18 protein-coding genes, 1 other RNA gene, 1 pseudogene and 1 riboswitch are annotated in these 19,625 nt (G+C 68.9%); of the genes and pseudogenes, 8 read left to right on the top strand and 12 right to left on the bottom strand.

Annotation, left to right across the window (positions count from 1 at the left end):
- Window positions 1-17 precede the first annotated feature (17 nt).
- Window positions 18-923, top strand: coding sequence for a cobalamin-binding protein (locus tag GA0116996_RS01635; protein ID WP_092306687.1), 906 nt, complete (start codon window positions 18-20; stop codon window positions 921-923).
- Here GA0116996_RS01635 and GA0116996_RS01630 read toward each other — a convergent pair whose 3' ends face one another.
- The 7 genes and pseudogenes from GA0116996_RS01630 to GA0116996_RS01600 all read right to left on the bottom strand — a co-directional run bounded on the left by GA0116996_RS01630 (window position 924) and on the right by GA0116996_RS01600 (window position 7,795).
- A complete protein-coding gene (locus GA0116996_RS01630) occupies window positions 924-1,505 on the bottom strand; it encodes a histidine phosphatase family protein (RefSeq protein WP_092306685.1) in 582 nt (193 codons plus the stop codon).
- Window positions 1,490-2,332, bottom strand: coding sequence for an adenosylcobinamide-GDP ribazoletransferase (locus tag GA0116996_RS01625; protein ID WP_375790474.1), 843 nt, complete (start codon window positions 2,330-2,332; stop codon window positions 1,490-1,492). The genes GA0116996_RS01630 and GA0116996_RS01625 overlap by 16 nt, the downstream gene beginning before the upstream one ends.
- Complete coding sequence (cobT, locus tag GA0116996_RS01620) at window positions 2,329-3,369, bottom strand: nicotinate-nucleotide--dimethylbenzimidazole phosphoribosyltransferase (RefSeq protein ID WP_092306683.1); 1,041 nt, start codon at window positions 3,367-3,369, stop codon at window positions 2,329-2,331. Before cobT ends, GA0116996_RS01625 begins: the two co-directional genes overlap by 4 nt.
- A gap of 33 nt (window positions 3,370-3,402) precedes the next feature.
- A complete protein-coding gene (gene cobO / locus GA0116996_RS01615; protein WP_092306681.1) occupies window positions 3,403-4,035 on the bottom strand; it encodes a cob(I)yrinic acid a,c-diamide adenosyltransferase in 633 nt (210 codons plus the stop codon).
- Window positions 4,028-4,765 (bottom strand): annotated as a pseudogene (locus tag GA0116996_RS01610) (ABC transporter ATP-binding protein); the annotation flags it as partial. The gene cobO and the pseudogene GA0116996_RS01610, both read right to left, overlap by 8 nt.
- A 101-nt stretch (window positions 4,766-4,866) precedes the next feature.
- Complete coding sequence (locus GA0116996_RS01605; protein ID WP_092306677.1) at window positions 4,867-5,874, bottom strand: FecCD family ABC transporter permease; 1,008 nt, start codon at window positions 5,872-5,874, stop codon at window positions 4,867-4,869.
- 28 nt (window positions 5,875-5,902) lie between these two features.
- A complete protein-coding gene (locus GA0116996_RS01600; RefSeq protein WP_092306675.1) occupies window positions 5,903-7,795 on the bottom strand; it encodes a TonB-dependent receptor domain-containing protein in 1,893 nt (630 codons plus the stop codon).
- A gap of 74 nt (window positions 7,796-7,869) precedes the next feature.
- A riboswitch (cobalamin riboswitch) is annotated at window positions 7,870-8,162 on the bottom strand.
- Between the two features lie 209 nt (window positions 8,163-8,371).
- Here GA0116996_RS01600 and GA0116996_RS01595 point away from each other — a divergent pair.
- The 6 genes from GA0116996_RS01595 (at window position 8,372) to GA0116996_RS01570 (ending at window position 11,792) form a co-directional block, all read left to right on the top strand.
- Window positions 8,372-8,692, top strand: coding sequence for a hypothetical protein (locus GA0116996_RS01595; protein ID WP_092306674.1), 321 nt, complete (start codon window positions 8,372-8,374; stop codon window positions 8,690-8,692).
- Complete coding sequence (locus GA0116996_RS01590; protein ID WP_092306672.1) at window positions 8,689-9,021, top strand: cell division protein ZapA; 333 nt, start codon at window positions 8,689-8,691, stop codon at window positions 9,019-9,021. The genes GA0116996_RS01595 and GA0116996_RS01590 overlap by 4 nt, the downstream gene beginning before the upstream one ends.
- A 232-nt stretch (window positions 9,022-9,253) precedes the next feature.
- Window positions 9,254-9,471: non-coding RNA, 6S RNA (gene ssrS, locus GA0116996_RS01585), on the top strand.
- 106 nt (window positions 9,472-9,577) lie between these two features.
- Window positions 9,578-10,060, top strand: coding sequence for an EVE domain-containing protein (locus GA0116996_RS01580; RefSeq protein ID WP_208601225.1), 483 nt, complete (start codon window positions 9,578-9,580; stop codon window positions 10,058-10,060).
- 75 nt (window positions 10,061-10,135) lie between these two features.
- Complete coding sequence (locus tag GA0116996_RS01575; protein WP_092306670.1) at window positions 10,136-10,960, top strand: sulfite exporter TauE/SafE family protein; 825 nt, start codon at window positions 10,136-10,138, stop codon at window positions 10,958-10,960.
- Window positions 10,961-11,093: 133 nt separating this feature from the next.
- On the top strand, window positions 11,094-11,792 hold the full coding sequence (locus GA0116996_RS01570) for an SIMPL domain-containing protein (RefSeq protein WP_092306668.1): 699 nt from the start codon (window positions 11,094-11,096) through the stop codon (window positions 11,790-11,792).
- 103 nt (window positions 11,793-11,895) lie between these two features.
- Here the strand turns inward: GA0116996_RS01570 and GA0116996_RS01565 are convergent, their stop codons facing one another.
- The 5 genes from GA0116996_RS01565 to GA0116996_RS01545 all read right to left on the bottom strand — a co-directional run bounded on the left by GA0116996_RS01565 (window position 11,896) and on the right by GA0116996_RS01545 (window position 17,761).
- Window positions 11,896-13,449 carry a malonate--CoA ligase gene (locus GA0116996_RS01565; RefSeq protein ID WP_092306666.1) on the bottom strand — a complete coding sequence of 518 codons (1,554 nt, stop codon included), beginning with the start codon at window positions 13,447-13,449 and terminating at the stop codon, window positions 11,896-11,898.
- Window positions 13,450-13,530: 81 nt separating this feature from the next.
- Window positions 13,531-14,313, bottom strand: coding sequence for an enoyl-CoA hydratase/isomerase family protein (locus tag GA0116996_RS01560; protein WP_092306665.1), 783 nt, complete (start codon window positions 14,311-14,313; stop codon window positions 13,531-13,533).
- Window positions 14,314-14,357: 44 nt separating this feature from the next.
- Window positions 14,358-15,368: a Bug family tripartite tricarboxylate transporter substrate binding protein gene (locus GA0116996_RS01555; RefSeq protein WP_092306663.1), complete on the bottom strand. Its 1,011-nt coding sequence runs from the start codon at window positions 15,366-15,368 to the stop codon at window positions 14,358-14,360.
- 165 nt (window positions 15,369-15,533) lie between these two features.
- Complete coding sequence (locus GA0116996_RS01550) at window positions 15,534-16,967, bottom strand: malonyl-CoA decarboxylase domain-containing protein (RefSeq protein ID WP_092306661.1); 1,434 nt, start codon at window positions 16,965-16,967, stop codon at window positions 15,534-15,536.
- 74 nt (window positions 16,968-17,041) lie between these two features.
- The gene (locus GA0116996_RS01545) at window positions 17,042-17,761 is read right to left on the bottom strand and encodes a GntR family transcriptional regulator (RefSeq protein WP_092306659.1); all 720 of its coding nucleotides are present in this window, start codon (window positions 17,759-17,761) and stop codon (window positions 17,042-17,044) included.
- Window positions 17,762-18,539: 778 nt separating this feature from the next.
- Between GA0116996_RS01545 and GA0116996_RS01540 the strand changes: the two genes are divergently transcribed.
- Window positions 18,540-19,625: a YjgN family protein gene (locus GA0116996_RS01540; RefSeq protein ID WP_092306657.1), complete on the top strand. Its 1,086-nt coding sequence runs from the start codon at window positions 18,540-18,542 to the stop codon at window positions 19,623-19,625.

Here is a 19,625-nt window from a genome sequence, read left to right as displayed (position 1 = left end):
ACCCTCTGACGCCTGCCATGCAGAACCGCCTGACCCCTGTCATCGCCTCCGCCCTGCTGTTCGCGGCGCTGCCCGCCAGCGCCACGGTCTCCGTCATCGACGACGCCGGCCAGACCGTGAGCCTGGCGCAGCCGGCGCGCCGCGTGGTCTCGCTGGCGCCGCACGTCACCGAGATGCTGTTCGCAGCGGGCGGGGGCGACCGCATCGTCGGCACCGTCAACTACAGCGACTACCCGCCGCAGGCGCGCGAGATCGCGCGCGTGGGCGACAACAAGGCGCTGGACCTGGAGCGCATCGCCGCGCTCAGGCCCGACCTGATCGTGGTGTGGCGCCACGGCAATGCGCAGAAGCAGGCCGACCGCTTGCGTGCGCTCGGCATCCCGCTGTTCTACAGCGAGCCGCGCCGGCTGGCGGCAATCCCGGACAACATCGAGAAGCTCGGCACGCTGCTGGGCACCGAGGCCACCGCGCGGCGCGCCGCCGACGGCTTCCGCCAGCAGGTGGAAACGCTGCGCAAGACTTATGCGGCGCGCCCGCCGGTCACGGTGTTCTACCAGGTCTGGCAGCAGCCGCTGATGACGCTCAACGGCCAGCACCTGGTCAGCGACATGCTGGCGCTGTGCGGCGGCCGCAACCTGTTCGCGGCCGAGGCGCCGCTGGTGCCGACCGTGTCGGTCGAAGCGGTGATCGCGGGCAATCCCGAGGCGATGGTGACGGCGGGCATGGGCGCCACGCGCTCGGACCAGCCGTTGCCGGATTTCGAGATGTGGCGGCGCTGGAAGCAGGTCACGGCGGTGGCGCGCAACAACCTGTTCGTGATCGACGGTGACCTGCTCAACCGTGCCGGCCCGCGCGTGGTGCAAGGTGCGGCGCAGATGTGCAAGGACCTGGATACCGCGCGCAGCCGGCGGCCGGCACGCTGATCAGCCGGCGCGGTTCCACCAGCCCAGCCGCGCCCCGCCCTGCCCCAGCCGGAAGCCGCAGCTGGCGCCGAAGCCCAGGTTCCAGGAGACCGTGGTCGACAGCGGCACGCCCAGCCAGTGTGCCGCCAGCATGCGCATCGGGCCGGCATGGCCGACCACCCAGAGACATTGCGCGCGCTCCCCGGCCAGTGTCGCGGCCCAGCCGGCGACCCGCGCCATCGCCTGCGCCGGCGATTCGCCGCCATGCGGACGCGCATGCAGCAGGTCGGCCGCCCACTGGTCGAGCGCGCCGCGGTCGATCGCATCCCAGGCCACGCCCTCCCAGCTGCCGAAGTCGATTTCGCGCAGGGCCGGTTCGGTGTCGATGTCCGGCACGCCGCCGGGCCATGCCTGGGCCAGCGCCTGCGCCGTGCCGAGCGCGCGCGCCAGCGGGCTGGCCACGATGCGATCCGGTGCCGGCAGGCCGGCAACGATGCTCGCGGCGGGCGGCGTCAGCGGCGCCAGCAGCGGCAGGTCGAGGCAGCCATAGCAGGTTCCTGCCGGCACCTGCGGCTGCGCATGGCGGATCAGGACCACGTCCATGCCGCGGCCACCAGGTAGAGCAGGATTTCGGCGCATTGCTGGGCCATGCCAAGGCAGTCGCCGGTATAGCCGCCGATGCGGCGCACGAAATAACGGCCGAGCAGCAGGCGCAGCACCAGCAACGCTGCCACGGCCGCCGCGCCGAACCCCGGCGACACCAGCCACAGCGGCACCAGCCCGCACAGCAGTGCGAACACCAGGCCCGCGCCGGCCAGCTTCTGCGCCACCGGCTTGGCCTTGCCCTCGGGGCGCACGTAAGCCAGCGTGGCGAGATAGCTGACCGCCATCGCGCGGCTGGCGGCATGCGCGGCGACCAGCACGGCGATCAGCACCGCGATGCCGCCGCGCCCGGCGATCGCCACCAGCAACTGCCACTTCAGCAGCAGCGCCAGCACCAGCGCGATCGCACCGAACGCGCCGATGCGCGAATCGTGCATGATGCGCAGCACGTCGTCGCGCTGCCACGCACCGCCGAAGGCGTCGACGCAATCGGCCAGCCCGTCTTCATGGAAGGCGCCGGTCAGCAGCAGCGTCGCCGCCATGCCCAGCAGCACGGCCACGCCGGGCGGCCACCACAGCGCCGCGCCCCAGGTGGCCAGCGCGCCCGCGCCGCCCACCAGCAGCCCGACCAGCGGGAAATAGCGCGCCGCGGCGTGCAGGTAGTGCGGTTCGAAGCCGACCCAGCGCGCCAGCCAGCCCGGCAGCGGCACGCGCGTGAAGTAGCCCAGCGCCGTCAGGAAATAGCGCAGTTCGCCGGCCACACCGGCAGGGCGGTGTGGCTCGCGGCCGGGTTCGGGCATGGGCACCGGGTCGGTCGGCGCGCTCATGGCGATGCGGTGCTGACGCCGGCGCCGCTGAAGGTGGCCATCTCGTTCAGGAACGCCGCGGCCGAGGCCAGCAGCGGCCACGCCAGCGCGCAGCCGGTGCCTTCGCCCAGGCGCAGGTCCAGCGCCAGCAGCGGCGCGGCGTCGAACTGCGCCAGCAGCGCACGGTGGCCGCGCTCGTGCGAGCAGTGCGTGAACACGCAGTACTGCAGCACGTTGGGGTCCAGCCGCTGCGCCACCAGCAGCGCGGCCGTGGCGATAAAGCCGTCGACCAGGATCACCATGCGGCTGGCCGCGGCGGCCAGGAAGGCGCCGGCCATCATCGCGATCTCGAAGCCGCCGAAGGCGGCCAGCACGTCCAGCGGCGCCTGCGCGTCGGCATGCCGCGCCAGCGCGCCGGCCAGCACCTCGCGCTTGCGTGCCAGGCCGGCATCGTCCAGGCCGGTGCCGCGCCCGATGCAGTCCTCCAGCGGCAGGCCGGTCAGCCGCTGCATCAGGCACGCCGCGACCGAGGTATTGGCGATGCCCATCTCGCCGAAGCCGATCACGTTGCAGCCCTGCTGCGCATGGCGCAGCACGCGCGCCATGCCGGCGGTCATCGCCGCGGCGGCCTGCTCCGGCGTCATCGCCGGCTCGACCGCGAAGTTGCGGGTGCCGTCGGCGATGCGGCAGTTGACCAGCCCCGGCGCCGCCGGCAGCGGCACGCGCACGCCCGCGTCGACGATCTCCAGCGCAATGCCGTGCTGGCGCGAGAACACGTTGATGGCCGCGCCGCCGGCCAGGAAGTTCTGCACCATCTGCGCCGTGACCTCGGCCGGATAGGCACTGACGCCGGAGTCGGCCACGCCGTGGTCGGCGGCGAACACGATCACGGTGGGCCGCCGCAGCGCCGGGCGCGCGGTGCCCTGGATCAGGCCCAGCTGCAAGGCCAATGCTTCAAGCCGGCCGAGCGCGCCGAGCGGCTTGGTCTTGTCGTCGATGGCGGCCTGCAGCACGGGGCGCAGGGCATCGTCGAGCGGAGGGATTTCGGGAAACTGCATGATGCCTGGATCGGGTACTCAGAAAAAATGGGGCTACATTTCCACGCCGCGCTGGGCCTTGATGCCCTGCTGGAACGCGTGCTTGACCGGGGTCATGTCGGTGACGGTATCGGCCGCCTCCACCAGCGCCGGCGGCGCGCCGCGACCGGTGATGACCACGTGTTGCATCGGCGGGCGCGCGCGCAGGTCGGCAATGACCTGCTCCACATCAAGATAGTGCAGCTTGAGCGCGATGTTGAGCTCGTCGAACAGCACCAGGCCGATGCCGGGGTCGCGCAGCATGCCGCGCGCCACTTCCCACGCGGCCTCGGCCTTGGCCACGTCGCGGGCGCGGTCCTGGGTTTCCCAGGTATAGCCCTCGCCCATCACGTGGAAGGCGCATTCGTCGGGAAAGCGGCGCAGGAACATCTCTTCGCCGGTGGGCTGCGCGCCCTTGATGAACTGGACCACGCCGGTGCGCATGCCATGGCCGAGCGCGCGCACCACCATGCCGAAGCCGGAGCTGGACTTGCCCTTGCCGTTGCCGGTGGTGATGACGATCACGCCGCGCTCGTCCTGCGCGGCGGCGATCTTGGCGTCGACGACTTCCTTCTTGCGCACCATGCGCGCCTTGTGGCGGGCATCGCGATCGGGGTCTTGCACAGCGGGGTTCTGGTTTTCAGTCATGTCGTGAATTCGGTGTGGTCAGTCGCGCGCCATCGGGAATCAGCGCGGTATGCGCGCCGTCGCTGACGCTGACGATGGCGGTGCGCAGCGCGCGCGAGCAGTGTTCGGGGGTCAGCACCTGCGCGGCCGGGCCGTGCAGCGCGGTGCCGTCTTCGGCCATCAGCAGGGCGTGGGTGGCGTAGCGCAGCGCCAGCGTGAGGTCGTGCAGGATCACCACGATGGCGTGGCGCCCCGCCCCGGCCAGCGTGGCCAGCTGCTCCAGCACCAGGATCTGGTGGCGCAGGTCCAGGTGCGAGACCGGTTCGTCCAGCAACAGCAGCGGCGCCTGCTGCGCCAGCGCCGCGGCCAGCGAGACGCGCTGGCGCTCGCCGCCGGACAGCGTCAGCACATCGCGCGCGGCCAGTGCCTCGATATCCATGGCGCGGATCACGTCGTGCACGATGCGGTCGTCCTCGCGCCCGGTCCAGCCCCAGCCGGACAGGTGCGGATGGCGGCCCACGCGCACGGCGTCGAGCACCGGCATCGGGAAGGTGTCGTGCACGGCTTGCGGCAGATAGGCCCGCTGGCGCGCCAGCACCGCGGGGTCGACCAGCGCCGGCGCGGTGCCGTCGATCTCGACGCTGCCGCCGTCGGCGTGGCGCAATCCGGCCAGCACGGTCATCAGCGTGGACTTGCCGGCGCCGTTGGGGCCGGCGATGCACCACAGCTCGCCCGGGCCGATGGCCAGGCTCAGGCGCTGCACCAGCACGCGCTGGCTGGTGCGCAGGCGCACGTCGCGCAGCGTCAGCCGCGGACAGGCAGCGAGCGGCAGGGACCAGTGCGCACCTGCGCTCATCGCGGCCTCCGCAACAGCAGGTAGAGGAAAGTCGGCACGCCCAGCAGCCCGGTGATCACGCCTACCGGCAACTGCGCCGGCGCCACCACGGTACGCGCGATCAGGTCGGCGGCCATCAGCAGCGCCCCGCCCAGCAGCGTCGCGGCCGGCAGCAGCAGGCGCTGGTCGTTGCCCCACGCCAGCCGCACCAGGTGCGGCACCACCAGCCCGACGAAGCCGATCGAGCCAGCCGTGGTGATGGCCGCGGCAATGCACAGCGAGGCCAGCATGAAGGTCGCCAGCCGCACGCGGCCGACGCGCACGCCCAGCGACTGCGCCACGGTCTCGCCCAGCAGCATCACGTTGAGCGCGCGCGCCATCGGCATGGCCAGCAGCAGCGCCGCCACCAGCGTGGCCAGCGCGCCACCGTAGCTGGCGGTGCCGCCCAGGTCGCCGGTGAGCCAGAACAGCATGCCGCGCAGCCGCGACTCCGGCGCGACCGACAGGATCAGCGTAATGACCGCGCCCCAGCCGGCGGCCAGGATCACGCCGGTCAGCAGCAGCCGCGCGCCGGCTTCGCGATGTCCGCCCTGCACCTGCGGATGCAGCAGGTCGCGCCGCGCCAGCGAGGCCACCAGCACCATCGCCAGCAACGCGCCGATCGCCGCGGCCGCCTGCACGCCCCACCACGGCGCCAGCGCCAGCATCGCCAGCAGCGCGGCGGTGGAGGCCCCGCCCGATACGCCCAGCACATAGGGCTCGGCCAGCGGATTGCGCAGCAGCACCTGCATCAGCGCCCCGGACAGCGCCAGCAGCCCGCCACAGGCAAAGGCCGCGGCCGCGCGCGGCAGGCGCAGCTCATGCACGATGGCGCCGGCAGTGCCGGTGTCGGCCCCGCTCAGCGCCAGCCACAGCTCGCGCGCATCGAGCGCAACGCTGCCCAGCGCCAGCGACAAGGCGAACGCCAGCAGCGCCGCGAACGCCAGCACCAGCCAGATCGCCAGGGCTCGCCTGAACTCAGACATGGAACTCAGACATGGCGCGCCCGCGCGCTCATCGCTGGCGCCAGCCCAGCGTGATGAAGCCCGCGCGCCCCTGGGTGTTGTAGGGGTAGGCGAGCTGGTAGTCCTTGTCGAACAGGTTTTCGACGCGGGCGGCGATGAACCATTGCTTGTCGATGTTGTAGCGGGCGTTGAGGTTGACGATACCGTATCCGCCCAGCCGGCGCGAGCCGGCGTCCATGCGCGACGACGACAGCAGCCATTCGCCGCCGAAGCGCCAGTTGCCGACATTGCGGCCCACGTCCAGCGCGGCATGGCGGCGCGCGCGGCGCAGCAGCTGGGTGTTGGTCTGCTCGTCGACCGGGTTCTGGAAAGTCACGCTGGCGCCGATGTCGTTGCCGTGGACGCTGGCGCGCCACGAGGCCTCGATGCCCTGCACCTTGGCCTGGTTGACGTTCTGCGCCAGGAACATGCCGTTGGGCTGCTGTGCCGACACGATCAGGTCGTGGTAGCGCGTCTCGAACGCGGTCACGCGCAGCAGGCCGGCGTTGGCGGTGGTGTACTGCACGCCGGCCTCGACCGACTTGGCGCGCTCGGGCTGCAGGTTGGGCTGGCCGAAGTTGGGGTAGTACAGCTCGTTGAAGGTCGGCGCGCGGAAGGCGTTGCTGACGCTGGCGATCAGCTTGAACGCATCGGTCAGGTTGTAGCCGTAGCCGGCGAAGAAGCTGCCCTGGTTGCCGAAGTCGGAATAGTGGTCGTTGCGCGCGTTGAGCTGCAGCTGGTGCTTGCCGAAGCGCCCGTCATAGCCGCCGAACACCGAGAACACATTGCGCGTGGGCGCGCCGTAGGCGCTCGAGTCCAGCTCCTGCTGCAGATAGTCGGTGCCGAACAGCAGCGTGTGGCCGGCGGCCAGCGCGTACTCGTTCTGCCAGTTGAACTGGCGGTTGCGGGTATTGAAGGTGCCGTTGGGCCTGTCGTTGAGGAAGGTATCGCTGCGGTCCTCGCTCTGCGACAGCTTGAAATGCGTGGTCCAGTCCGCGCCCAGCTTGCCGTTGACGAAGGCCGACAGCGTGTACAGCTCGCTGTTGGTGCGGTTCTCGTCGGTGGGGCGGCCGAAGGCGCTGTCGAACGACAGCTTGCTCTTCGAGTAGTAGCCGGTGATGCCGGCATCCCAGCCGGGCGTGAAGCGGTGCTTTACCTGCCCCGACACGCTCTGGTTTTCGTACGGGTTGTCGTTGGGATTGGCGCGCGGCGCCTGCTTGGTATTGATCGACGAGAAGCCGTCGGTCTTGAACGCCGAGCCGGTCAGGTTGAACGAGGTGTCGCCGACCTGGCCGCCATAGCCGACCGTGCCCTGGCGCGTATTGTTGCTGCCGTACTCCACCGCCGCGTTGGCCGCCGGCGCCTGGCCCGCGCCGCTCTTGGTGAAGATCTGCACCACGCCGCCGATCGCGTCCGAGCCGTACAGCGCCGAGACGTTGCCGCGCACCACCTCGATGCGGTCGATCTGGTCGGGCAGGATATTGGCCAGCTGCGCGGTGCCGCTGCTGGCCGACGACACCCGCACGCCGTCGACCAGGATCAGGGTCTGGTTGGAGTTGGCGCCGCGCATGAACAGCGAAGTATTGCTGCCCATGCCGCCGTTGGTCGCGAACTCCACGCCGGCCTGGCTGCGCAGCAACGTGCGCAGGTCGGGCGCCTGCGCATTGGCGATGTCCTGCTGCGTGACCACCGTGGTATGCGGCAGCGCCTCCGTGATCGACTGCGCGGTGCGGGTGGACGTGACCACCACCGGCGCCAGCTGCGCGGTGCGGCTGTCCGCCGCCTGCGCGGAAGCGGTACCGGGAACGAGGGTGAACGAGGCCATGGCCGCCAGGATGGCGGGCACGGACGGACGCACCGCCGGGCTTGCCGGGCGGGTCGACCTGTGAAGCGATGAACGCATGATGCAGGACTGGATAGGAACGGCCGGGCCCGTTCCCCCGCGGGCCATATGGCGATGAGGCGTGCCGCGCACGGGCGGCAGCCCGCGTTCAGGCCGGTATCCGGGCTGGCGACACGAAACCGGCGCCTTCCCGAACCTGCGGTTCAGTGGCGTGTGGCCGGTCCTGCGGGCATGTGGCTGGCATCCGATGACGGATCGGGCCTTGCCAGCGATGTCGCTGGCGCATGCGCACCGCGGTCGCTTACCGTTGCGGGGGCAGCACAGGTTGGCCTCTCCGGCGCGCAGCCGGCCCGGCTCCCTGTTTCCCGTTGAACTGCCCTTTCGCCAGGGACGAAAAGGGCGAGCACCTGGAACGTGCGCGAGTCTATGGCGTTTCGCCCCCCGCGTCAACGCGACGACCCCACTGCTCGCATGGCTCGCCTGGTAGCGTTTTGTCACACTCTCGCGGCGTCTTGGGTGCAGAAGCCTGCAACTTCCATGCGGGCGGCCGGTCACAAACCTTTCCTCCGCATTGTGCATGCCGGCGCATCGGCTAGAATCGCGATACCTGACACTACTCCCATCATGACAGGCCCTATGCTCACCGAACTCGAACAACTGGCCGCCAAGATCGGGCGCGTGCTGCACCATGCGGACACCCTGGCGGCGGAGAACCAGCGGCTGCGCGACGAGATCGCGCGGCTGGAGGGCGAAGCCGCGCAGTTGCGCGGCGAGCGCGAGGCCATGGCCGCCGACCGCGAACTGCTCAATATCAAGATCGAGGAAGCGCAACTGCGCATCCAGTCCATCCTTGACAAGCTGCCGACCGCCAGCGACACGCGCCAGCTCGACCTGCTCGGCGAAGAGGCCGTGGCGCAGGGCGCCGACGCGCACAAGGCCCCCGGAGAACACGCATGAGCAACAAGCAAGTCGAAGTCAACATCGCCGGCCAGGCCTACCGCTTTGCCATCGCGCCCGAGAACGAGGCCGCGCTGCTCGAGGCCGTGGCCCTGGTCGACACGCAGATGAACAAGCTGCGCACCGGCAGCGCCGCCAAGGGCGTCGAGCGCGTGGCGGTGATGGCCGCCATCAGCATCGCCTCGGACCTGCTGTCGCTCCAGCGCAAGCAGCAGGCCGAGGGCGCGATCCCGGTCGACGCCATCCGCGCGCGCATCCGCGAACTGAACGATCGCGCCGACGAAGCGCTGCGGCAATATGCCCACGTGGGCACCGGTACGCGTGGCTGAGCGGCAAGGGGGATGTGCTGCGGATGCCGCGCTGCCGGCAAAATGTAACGACACGCGCGAGCACACTTGGTATGCCCTGCAACGCGGTGTATAGTGTAGCCAGACTGCACGAGGCACTACAGAAGTGCAGCTGACAGGTCAGGTTATCGCGCCTGGCCGCCGTTTTCATCCCATCCTTGTTAGAAACGGCAAACGTCTGACATCCAGCACGTGGACAGTCAGACGTTTGACAGTTTCCCTGCCTGGTTCGTGAGGGTCATAAACTCCTTGAACCGATATGCATTGCATGGTGCGGGATTATGTCGCGTGGGCGAGCGCGTCGTCGCATTCATAGTCCGGGCCTGGCCTGGACTCCCTGAGTGGATGATGTACCCGAAATGCGACTTCCGCAGCCACTCTGAACCTCACTTGGGTTCAGGATGCCGACCCAGCGGCCGAGGCGGGGACCCCTAAAAAGGCGGTGGTTTTCTGAACCATCGCCTTTTTTCTTGCCTGCATGCCCGCCCGCATGCTTGCCCGTGTTTTTCGCACCTGCCTTCGTTTCCTGAGCAGCGCCGTGAGCCCTAACCAGAACCAACGCGCCCGCCAGTACTGGCTGATGAAATCGGAACCGGACGAAGCCAGCATCGACGACCTGGCGCGGCAACAGACGCTGCCGTGGACCGGCGTGCGCAACTACCAGGCGCGCAACTTCATGCGCGACGCCATGCAGGTCGGCGACGGCGTGCTGTTCTACCACTCGTCGTGCCCCGAGCCCGGCATCGCCGGACTGGCCGAGGTCTGCTCCGCGCCCTACCCCGACCCTACGCAGTTCGACCGCAAGAGCCCGTATTTCGACGGCGCCTCGAAGGCCGAGGCGCCGCGCTGGCTGCTGGTCGACGTGCGCTTCGAACGCAAGAGCCGCCTGATTCCGCTGGCCGAGTTGCGCGAGCATGAAGCGCTGGCCGACATGGTGGTGCTCCGGCGCGGCAACCGGCTCTCGATCACGCCGGTGACGCCGGCGGAATGGCGCTATATCACCGGCAAGCTGATGGACTGACCGGCCGATCGCCGCCGCAACGAACCAGGCCTTGCGCGGCAAGGCTGACGACAATAACAACGACTTGCTGACACGATGCCGTTCGACAACCTGCCGGTGCTGATCCCCGCCCTGCTCGCGCTGGGCGCCTTCACCGGCTTCTGCGCCGGCCTGCTCGGCGTGGGCGGCGGCATGATGATGGTGCCGTTCCTGACACTGCTGTTCACCAGCCTGGGCTTTGCCGGCGAAGCCATCGTCCATATGGCCATCGCCACCTCGATGGGCACCATCCTGTTCACCTCGCTGTCGTCCGTGCGCGCGCACCACAAGCGCGGCGCGGTGCGCTGGCCGATCGTGCTGGCACTGGCGCCCGGCATCGTGATCGGCGGCATGGTCGGCGGCGGCAAGGTCTTCGCGGCGCTGAAGACCAGCTGGCTGTCGCTGGCGTTCGCTGGCTTCGTCGGCTTCTCGGCGCTGCAGATGCTGCGCAACCGCCGGCCCAGGCCCGGGCGCCAGCTGCCGGGCTTTGCCGGCATGGCCGGCGCGGGCGGCGTGATCGGCTTCCTGTCGAGCCTGGTGGGCGCGGGCGGCGCCTTTGTCTCGGTGCCGTTCATGACCTGGTGCAATGTGCCGATCCACAACGCGGTGGCGACCTCGGCCGCGCTCGGCTTCCCGATCGCCGCGGCCAGCGTGGCGGGTTATATCTGGAGTGGCTGGCACGCGCCCGGACTGCCGGCGGCCTCGCTCGGCTATCTCTACCTGCCGGCGCTGCTGGTGATCGCCGCGGCCAGCGTGCTGACCGCGCCGCTCGGCGCGCGCACCGCCCACCGCATGGATGTGGGCCAGTTGCGCAAGGTCTTTGCGGTGCTGCTGCTGTGCCTGGCCACGTATATGTTGTGGAAGGCCTGGCAGGCGTTCTGATAACGCGCGTCACCCGCACGGGGGAAGCAGGACCCTGCGCGCGGCGGCGTCGCAACAATCGTTTGCAATGTCGCGGAACGATCGCCCTCGCGGCCACGTCTGATACCCATCACGTTTTGATTGGGAGAACCACATGAAACAATGGCTCGCCGCCACCCTGCTCGGCACCACCGCCGTCGTCGCCTCGGCCCACGGCGGTCCCACGGAAACGCCGTCGGGCGTGCTGTCGCTGACCGCGCAGGCCGTCACCGAAGTGCCGACCGATATCGTGCACCTGACGCTGGCCGCGGAGCAGGAAGGCGCGGAACCGGCCGCGATCTCCTCGGGCCTGTCGAGCCGGACCCAGGCCGTCATCACGCAGGCGCGCCGCGTGCAGGGCGTGACCGCCGAATCCGGCGGCTTCACCATCCACCCCAGCACCGACCGCAACGGCCGCATCAGCACCTGGCGCGGGCGCTCGGAGGTCATCCTGAAGTCGCGCGACTTCTCGGCGGTGTCCAAGCTCGCGGGCGAGCTGGCCAGCCAGATGCAGGTGCAGAACATCGCCTTCTCGCTGTCGCGCGAAGCGCGCGAGGCCGCCGAAGCCAAGCTCGCCGAGCAGGCCATCGCCTCGTTCCGCAGCAAGGCGCAGGCCACCACCAGGCTGTTCGGCTACAACAGCTTCACCATCCGCGAAGTCAGCGTGAACGAAACCGGCATGGTGCCGCCGGTGCCGCGCATGTACGGCGCCGCCAAGGCCATGATGGCCGACGCCGCGGTGCCGGTGCCGGTCGAAGGCGGCAAGACCCAGGTCACGGTGTCGGTCAATGGATCGGTGCAGATGCTGAAGTAGGCTGGCGCCTTCGATCGACCGCTTGTGTGCTCCCCTCTCCCGCAAGCGGGAGAGGGAGCAAACCCCGCAGTGGTTGAAACCCCACGGCGTTTCGCGACCTTCCTCAAAGCACCGCGAACTGTTCCCGCAGCACGTTCTTCTGCACCTTGCCCATGGTATTGCGCGGCAGTTCGTCCACCACGTGCACACGCTTGGGCACCTTGAAGTTGGCGATGCGGCCCTTGAGCGTGCCGATCAGTGAGCCCTCGTCGATGTCGGCACCGGGCTTGCGCACCACCACCGCCACCACCGCTTCGCCGAAATCCGCGTGCGGCACGCCGATCACGGCGCTCTCGGCCACGCCCGGCATCTCGTCGATAAAGCTTTCGATTTCCTTCGGGTAGACGTTGTAGCCGCCCGAGATGATCAGGTCCTTGCTGCGTCCGACGATAGTCAGGTAGTGGTCCGGCACCGTGCGCTCGCCGGCCTGGGTGACGATGGCGCCGCCGAAGCGGCCGACGTCGCCGGTCTTGAACCAGCCGTCGTCGGTGAACTCTTCCCTGGTCTTCTCCGGCATGCGCCAGTAGCCCTTGAACACGTTCGGCCCCTGCACTTCGACATTGCCGATCTCGCCCGGCGCGCAGGCCTTGCCTTCGCCGTCGACCACGCGCACCGACACGCCCGGCAGCGGCATGCCCACGGTGCCGCCGATGCGCTCGCCCAGCGCCGGGTCATACGGGTTCGATACCAGCATCACGGTCTCGCTCATGCCGTAGCGTTCCAGGATGGTATGGCCGGTGCGCTCGCGGAAGGCGTCGAAGGTTTCCAGCAGCAGCGGCGCCGAACCCGACACGAACAGGCGCATGCGGCGGCAGGTGTCGTCGTCGAAGCGCGGCTCCTGCAGCATGCGCACGTAGTAGGTCGGCACGCCCATCATCACGGTGCAGCGCGGCAGGAATTTCAGCACTTGCGCCATGTCGAGCTTGGGCGCCCAGATCATCTTGGCGCCCGCCAGCAGCGCGCCATGCGATGCGACGAACAGGCCGTGCACATGGAAGATAGGCAGCATGTGCAGCAGCACGTCGTCGCTGCGCCAGCCCCAGAAGTCATGCAGCGTCTGCGCATTGGAGGCCAGGTTGCGATGGGTCAGCATCGCGCCCTTGCTGCGGCCGGTAGTGCCGGAGGTATAGAGGATGGCCGCGAGGTCATCGTCGGCGCGCGCCACCGTCTCGAAGGTATCGGGCTTGCCCGCCGCGCGCGACAGCAGCGAGCCGCTGCGGTCGTCGTCCAGCGTAAACACATGGTTCACGCCGTGGCCGAACGCCACCTTCGAGACCCAGCCGAAATTCTTGCTGCTGCAGACCACCACCGACGGCTCGGCGTTGCCGACGAAGTAATCGATCTCGGCCTCCTGGTAGGCCGTGTTCAGCGGCAGGTAGACATAGCCCGCGCGCAGCGTGGCCAGGTACAGGAACAGCGCTTCGGGGGATTTTTCCACCTGCACCGCCACGCGCGCGCCTTCGGGCAGGTGCAGCGAGGCCAGCAGGTTGGCCAGCTTGGCGGTGGCGCGGTCAAGGTCGTCCCAGCTGTAGTACAGGCCGTCGTGCGTCTCGATGCAGCAGGCGGTACGGTCAGCGGGGAAGCGGGATGCGAACAGGGCGAACAGGTTGGCGTTCATGGCAGGGAGCGAACGAAAGACTGAAAAAGCGGGCTGAAAAGCGAAGTCATCGATGTTGGGAAGCAGTGCCGTCGGCGCGCCCTACTCCCCGCGAAACCGTGGTGGCCGGCGCGCCAGGAAGGCCGCGACGCCTTCGGCGTGGTCCGCGCCTTCGGCATAGGCGAAATGGGCGTCCAGGTCGGCCGGCGACAGCGGCGCCGGCGATGGCGCCAGCCGGTGGATGGTGGCCTTGTTGATGCGCGCCGCGGCGGGCGCGCCGGCGGCAATGCGGCGAACCGTGGCGTCGACCTCCGCAGCCAGCGCGGCCGGCTCGACCACGCGCGTCAGCAGGCCTTTGTCGCGCGCCTCGGCGGCATCGAAGACGCGGCCTTCGAGCAAGATCTCGAGCGCCGCGGCGCGGCCCGCCAGCGCCAGCAGGCCTTGCAGCTCGCCGGGCGCCATCGGGAAGCCCAGCCGGTTGATCGGCACGCCGAAGCGGCTGTCCGACGCGGCGATGCGCAGGTCGCAATGGCAGGCGATTTCCAGCCCGCCGCCCACGCACACGCCTTCGATCATCGCCACGGTGGGGTGCGTGCATTGCGCCACCGCCGCCAGCGCGGGCGCGATGGTGGCCATGTGGTAGTGGCGCACCGCGGCCTCGTCGCCGCGCTCGGCGGGAAACTCGGCAATGTCGGCGCCGGCGGCAAAGTTGCCGTCGGCACCGCGCACCACCACGCAGCGCAGCGAGGTATCGGCCGACAGGCGCGCAAAGCCCGCCGCCAGCTCGCGCCACATCTGCGCGGAAATGGCGTTGAGCTTGCCCGCGTGCGCCAGCGTCACGGTGGCGGTGGTGCCCTGCGTGGCAAAACGCACGGTGCCGCTCATGGGCGCATCCCCCGGGTTCGGATCGGCATAGGCATAACGTTGCGTCAGTCCATCTTGGCGCCGGACTGCTGCACCACCTGGGCCCACCGGCGGATCTCGGCGTGCTGGAACTGGCCGAACTGCTCCGGCGTGAACGCCGGCGTTTCCGAGCCGTTGTTCAACCAGACCTGCTTCAGCTCCGGCGTGTTCAGCGCCTTCTCGGTCTCGGCGTAGAGGCGGTCGACAATGTCTTTCGGCGTGCCCTTGGGCACCCACATCGCGTACCAGGTCGACACCTCGTAGTTGGGCACGCCGGCCTCGGCCGCGGTCGGCACGTTGGGGAAAGCGGGCGAACGCTTGGTCGACGCCACCGCCAGCGCCTTGATACGGCCCGCGCGGATATGCTGCGCCGACGAGCCGAGGCCGTCGAACATCAGGTCGACCTGGCCCGCGATCAGGTCGGACAGCGCCGGTCCGGCACCCTTGTACGGGATATGGGTAATGAAGGTTTTGGTCTGGATCTTGAATAGCTCGCCCGCCAGGTGGTGCGACGAACCGTTGCCGGCCGAGCCGTAGTTCAGCTTGCCGGGGTTGGCGCGGGCATAGGCGATCAGCTCTTGCAGCGTGTTGGCCTTGACGCGGTTGGGATTGACCACTACCACCTGCGGCGGCTGCGCGATCACCGTGACCGGAATGAAATCCTTCTCGATGTCGTAGTCGAGCTTCTTGTAGAACGACGGCGCGATGGCGTGGTGGGCGCCGCCGATAAACACGGTGTAGCCGTCCGGCGCGGCCTTGGACGCGAGGCTGGCGCCGACCGTGCCGCCGGCGCCGCCGCGGTTGTCGATCACGAACTGCTTGCCCAACTGCTTGGACAACTGCGCGGTCAGCGGGCGCGCGAAGGCATCGGTGCCGCCGCCGGCGGGGAACGGCACGATCACGGTGACCGGCTTGGACGGCCAGGTATCGGCGTGCGCCGGGGCGGCCAGCATGGCGCCGGCACCGATGCCGGCCACGCCAAGGACCAGGCCCGCTGCGCGCGCGCACGCGGCCAGGCTGAACTGACGACGATTCATCTTTGTCTCCTCTCTCTTCTGGAAAGTCAATCTGATCGCCGCGCGCGTCCGCAGGGACGCAGCGCGGCCGGCTTTGCTTCTACGACAGGGCTCCCGTCAAAACGACACGGCGCGCGCGGCGGCGCCGGCACGAGGGCAAGGGCGATTGCCGTGACCGGACCAGGATCACAGCAGCTTCCCGACGCTGCGGCTGATGCGCGGGTTGCCTGCGCCCAGGCGTGCCAGATTGTCATCCAGCGCCTCGGGCACGTAAAGGTAATTGACCATCATGCCGCAGCTCTGGCTGCGGCCCTTGCGCGACAGGTCGGCGCCCCAGTTGAGCCGCTCCACGCAGGCGCCGTTGCCAAGGTGGAAACGCGCCACCGGGTCGGCCGGCATCGACTGGTTGCGTTCGCGCACCAGGAAATGCGCGGCCAGGGTCAGCGCGGTGTCGCGCACCACGGCATCGGCGGCATCCGGCGCCAGCGCCTCCAGCCACGCCGCGCCGTCGGCGGGCGCATTGCCGTGCCGCTCGCTCCAGCGCGCCAGCCGCTTGTCGCCCAGCACGCGCGCCACGGCTTCGCCGTCCTGCTTGCGCAGCCAGTCGGCAAAGCCGGGGATCGGCGACAGCGTGGCGAACTGCTTCACTTTCGGGAATTCGCGCTGCACTTCCTCGATCACGCGCTTGAGCAGGAAGTTGCCGAAGCTGACGCCGCGCAGCCCCGCCTGCGTATTGCTGATCGAATAGAAGATCGCCCACTTGACGCGGCGCAGGTCTTCCAGCGGCGCGGCTTCGTCCAGCAGGGTGTGGACGTCGGCGGCCATCTCCGGGGCAAAGGCCACCTCGACGAAGATCAGCGGCTCGCGCGGGATGCGCGGGTGGAAGAAGGCGTAGCAGCGGCGGTCAGAATCGAGCCGGTTGCGCAGGTCGGTCCACGAGGCGATCTCATGCACGGCCTCGTAGCGGATCAGCTTTTCCAGCAGCGACGCGGGCGAGTCCCAGGTGATCGGCTGCAGCTCCAGCAGGCCGACGTCGAACCAGTTGGAAAACAAGGCCTCGAGGTCATCGTCGAGCGGCCGCAGCCCGGGCATGCGGCGCTGCCAGCGCAGCATGTCGGCGCGCAGCTGGATCAGGAAGTGCAGGCCGCAGGCGCTGTTGCCGCGCTGGCCATGCAGCGCGGCCAGCCGCTTGAAGAAGCGGATGCGGGCGTTGGACTGCGCCTGGCCCGCGCGCGTGCCCTTGTCGCCCTCGGCCGCGGTGTCTTCGCTGCCGCTGCTGGCCACCTCGGCCAGCACCGCCAGCATGCCGCGGCGCGTGGCCTCGCTGGCGGCTTCGTATTCAGCCTGCCAGGCCTGCGCGGCGGCATTGGCGGCGCCGTCGGTCAGGCGCGCATCGAAGCACAGGCGCAATTGCTCGCGCTGGCGGCGCACCACCCGCGCCGGCAGCGGCGCCTCGCCATCGGCCGGCGTAGCGGCCCTGGCATCGCCATTGGCCTTGGCGTCGCCCTCGCCCTTGCGCCCCCACCAGCGGCCCAGCCGCGACAGGATATTGGAACTGGACGGCTCGCTCTCGCCCAGCGGCGCGCTGATCTTCTGGTCACCCGTATCGAAGGAGTTCATGCGGTACCTGCCTTGATGCATCGATGTGAACGTGGGGGAAACTCTGAGTGGCGTGGCGTAGCGGTGTGCGGGAACTAGTCTTCCGCGCCCGCCACGTGCAAGGCCGGCGGGGCGCGCACGGCCTTCGCGTCCGCCGCCAGCACGGCGCCGCCGGCATCGAGCGCCTGCAGCGCGCCGCGCTGGCGCAGCAAGTGGGTCTTCATCATGGCTTCGGCGCCTTCCGGGTCGCGCGCCTTGAGCGCGGCAAACACGCTCAGGTGCTCGGCGCAGGATTCGTGGATCCGCCCCGGCAGCTTCAGGCTCTTGTGGCGCGACAGCCGCAGCACCTTGCGCAGGTCGCTGATCAGCCCGCTCAGCCAGCGGTTGCCCGCCAGCCGCTGGATCGCTTCATGGATCTGGGCGTTGGTCTCGTAGTAGGCGTCGATATCGCCGGCCTGCGCATAGCGCGCCAGGTCGGCGTGCAGGCCGTCGAGCGCGTCGAGGTCGGCGCGGGTGGCGTTGCGGGCGGCCTCGTAGGCGCACCGCCCTTCGAGCAGCGCCATCAGCGGGAAGATCTCGTCGAGGTCCTGCTCGGACAGTTCATTGACGAAACAGCCGCGGCGCGGCTCCAGCCGCACCAGGCCTTCGGCGGCAAGCACCTTGAGCGCCTCGCGCAGCGGCGTGCGCGAGATGCCCAGCGTTTCGGCCATCGCGCTTTCGTCGATCCATGCGCCCGGCACCAGCGTATGCGCGTCGATCATGGCGCGCAGCCGGTCTGCCACTTCCAGATACAGCGCCTGCTGGACGATGCGCATGCCTCCTCCTGTATCGAACGGAGGATCCAATGGCGTGTGCACCGGATCCCATAATTCATAATTATGGATTAGGACGCGAACGATACAAGGACTTTCGATGGTGCGCCGCAAGGTCGGGCGCGCTGATTGAGCGGGAATGATCTGATGAGGTGCGGCGGGCGTCCCTTGCCTCCCCGCAAGGAGACGCCCGCGCCTGAAAAGAACTGCTGTACTGCGTGATTCATCGCTGGCGGATACGAATGCATCCGTCGCGTGGGTCCATGGATTGACCTGGCGCTGGCCCCGCGCCACCCCTGTTGCAAACGCGCCAAAGCGCGTGGATTTTCCCGTGCCCTTTGATCCGTGCAGCGCGGCTAGCGTAACTCTCGACCCGAAGAGCCGTACTCCCCCCTGGCACTGCCGTCGGCGGCTGTGGCTCGCCGCTCATCTTGTAACAATGCCACTAGCGATTTACGTGCCAGTCGGGCTAAGCCCTTGATTTTATGGATGGCACCGAACCGAAATTTGTTACAGGATGAGATCAGTGTAACAGGATGTTTCCATAGTGTTACGAGGGTTTTCCATGGTGTTGACATTGCGGCATAGACTGGCGGCGCGCTGCCATGCAAATTGTGCCGTTGGCGATATTTATCGGTGTCAGAATGTGAGGCCGTCGCCGCAATTACCTGAATTGCCATCGTTGCGTTTTTGAAACAGGCGCCGGCCACCGCGACTCCCCCTAACGGTTTTCCCGCCGGTTTTCCCTGTATCCATCGCATCTCAATCTGGAGCTCACGCCATGCAAGCTGGCAGCGATTTCACCCTGGACACCCCGGCCGAACCGGCAGACCCCACCGGCCCTCGCGCTGCAGCGCTGCGGCCGCTCGGGCTGAGCTTCACCGGATCGGGCTCGGAGTATTTCCGGATCTGGATCGTCAATGCGCTGCTGACCATCGTCACCCTGGGCATCTATTCCGCCTGGGCCAAGGTGCGCACGCTGCAGTACTTCTATCGCAATACGCGGCTGGACGGCGCCAGCTTCGACTACCACGGCAAGCCGTCGGCGATCCTCAAGGGCCGGGCCATCGTGTTCGGGCTGGTGATCGCGTTCCAGTTCGCGTCGACCTTCTCGCCATTCCTGGCGCTGGCGATGCTGCTTGTGCTGCTGGCGGTATTCCCGTTGCTGCTGGTGCGCTCGCTGCGCTTCCGCATGGCCAACTCCAGCTACCGCGGGCTGCGCTTCGGCTTCACCGGCGGCGATGCCGAGGCCTACCGGGTATTCGTGCTGTGGCCGCTGGCCGCGGTGGCCACGCTGGGTTTGCTGGGGCCGCTGGCGCACCAGCGCTTCAAGCGCTACCAGCACAACCACACCCGCTTCGGCACCGCACCGTTCGGCTTCCACGCCGGCGCGGGCGATTTCTACCGGGCCTACCTGCGCGCCTTCGGCGTGGTGCTGGCGGGCACCCTGGCGATGGCCGTGGCCGGCTTCGTGATGGCGCCGGGAATCGGCAATTTCGGCGCGGCGGCGCTGCTTGGCTTCGGCATCGCCGGCTTCTACCTGGGCATGCTGTCGGTCAGCCCCTACCTGATGGCGCGGCTGCAGAACGTGGTGTGGAGCCACACCACGCTGGCGCCGCACGCGTTCCGCAGCGAGGTCAGCGCCGCGCGCATGGTCTTTATCTTTGTCACCAACCTGATTGCGATCGCGCTGACGCTTGGCCTGTTCCTGCCGTTCGCGCGCGTGCGCGCCACGCGCTACCGGCTGCAGTGCGTGACCATGCTCGCGGCGGGCCCGCTCGACAGCTTCGTCGCCGGCGCAGCCCAGCAAGTGGGCGCGCTGGGCGACGCGGCGGTAGACTGGTACGACATCGACATCGCGCTCTGA

Origin of the sequence: Cupriavidus alkaliphilus, from assembly GCF_900094595.1 — a bacterium.
GTDB lineage: Bacteria > Pseudomonadota > Gammaproteobacteria > Burkholderiales > Burkholderiaceae > Cupriavidus > Cupriavidus alkaliphilus.
The sequence above is the reverse complement of the archived record's forward strand: the minus strand, read 5'-3'. Positions and strand labels throughout refer to the sequence as shown.

Excerpts from the sequence above, each read along its gene's own strand:
- GA0116996_RS01635 (WP_092306687.1), top strand. The coding sequence starts at position 18 with ATGCAGAACCGCCTGACCCCTGTCATCGCCTCCGCCCTGCTGTTCGCG.
- GA0116996_RS01630 (WP_092306685.1), bottom strand. The coding sequence starts at position 1,505 with ATGGACGTGGTCCTGATCCGCCATGCGCAGCCGCAGGTGCCGGCAGGA.
- GA0116996_RS01625 (WP_375790474.1), bottom strand. The coding sequence starts at position 2,332 with ATGAGCGCGCCGACCGACCCGGTGCCCATGCCCGAACCCGGCCGCGAG.
- cobT (WP_092306683.1), bottom strand. The coding sequence starts at position 3,369 with ATGCAGTTTCCCGAAATCCCTCCGCTCGACGATGCCCTGCGCCCCGTG.
- cobO (WP_092306681.1), bottom strand. The coding sequence starts at position 4,035 with ATGACTGAAAACCAGAACCCCGCTGTGCAAGACCCCGATCGCGATGCC.
- GA0116996_RS01605 (WP_092306677.1), bottom strand. The coding sequence starts at position 5,874 with ATGTCTGAGTTCAGGCGAGCCCTGGCGATCTGGCTGGTGCTGGCGTTC.
- GA0116996_RS01600 (WP_092306675.1), bottom strand. The coding sequence starts at position 7,795 with ATGCGTTCATCGCTTCACAGGTCGACCCGCCCGGCAAGCCCGGCGGTG.
- GA0116996_RS01595 (WP_092306674.1), top strand. The coding sequence starts at position 8,372 with ATGCTCACCGAACTCGAACAACTGGCCGCCAAGATCGGGCGCGTGCTG.
- GA0116996_RS01590 (WP_092306672.1), top strand. The coding sequence starts at position 8,689 with ATGAGCAACAAGCAAGTCGAAGTCAACATCGCCGGCCAGGCCTACCGC.
- GA0116996_RS01575 (WP_092306670.1), top strand. The coding sequence starts at position 10,136 with ATGCCGTTCGACAACCTGCCGGTGCTGATCCCCGCCCTGCTCGCGCTG.
- GA0116996_RS01570 (WP_092306668.1), top strand. The coding sequence starts at position 11,094 with ATGAAACAATGGCTCGCCGCCACCCTGCTCGGCACCACCGCCGTCGTC.
- GA0116996_RS01565 (WP_092306666.1), bottom strand. The coding sequence starts at position 13,449 with ATGAACGCCAACCTGTTCGCCCTGTTCGCATCCCGCTTCCCCGCTGAC.
- GA0116996_RS01560 (WP_092306665.1), bottom strand. The coding sequence starts at position 14,313 with ATGAGCGGCACCGTGCGTTTTGCCACGCAGGGCACCACCGCCACCGTG.
- GA0116996_RS01555 (WP_092306663.1), bottom strand. The coding sequence starts at position 15,368 with ATGAATCGTCGTCAGTTCAGCCTGGCCGCGTGCGCGCGCGCAGCGGGC.
- GA0116996_RS01550 (WP_092306661.1), bottom strand. The coding sequence starts at position 16,967 with ATGAACTCCTTCGATACGGGTGACCAGAAGATCAGCGCGCCGCTGGGC.
- GA0116996_RS01545 (WP_092306659.1), bottom strand. The coding sequence starts at position 17,761 with ATGCGCATCGTCCAGCAGGCGCTGTATCTGGAAGTGGCAGACCGGCTG.
- GA0116996_RS01540 (WP_092306657.1), top strand. The coding sequence starts at position 18,540 with ATGCAAGCTGGCAGCGATTTCACCCTGGACACCCCGGCCGAACCGGCA.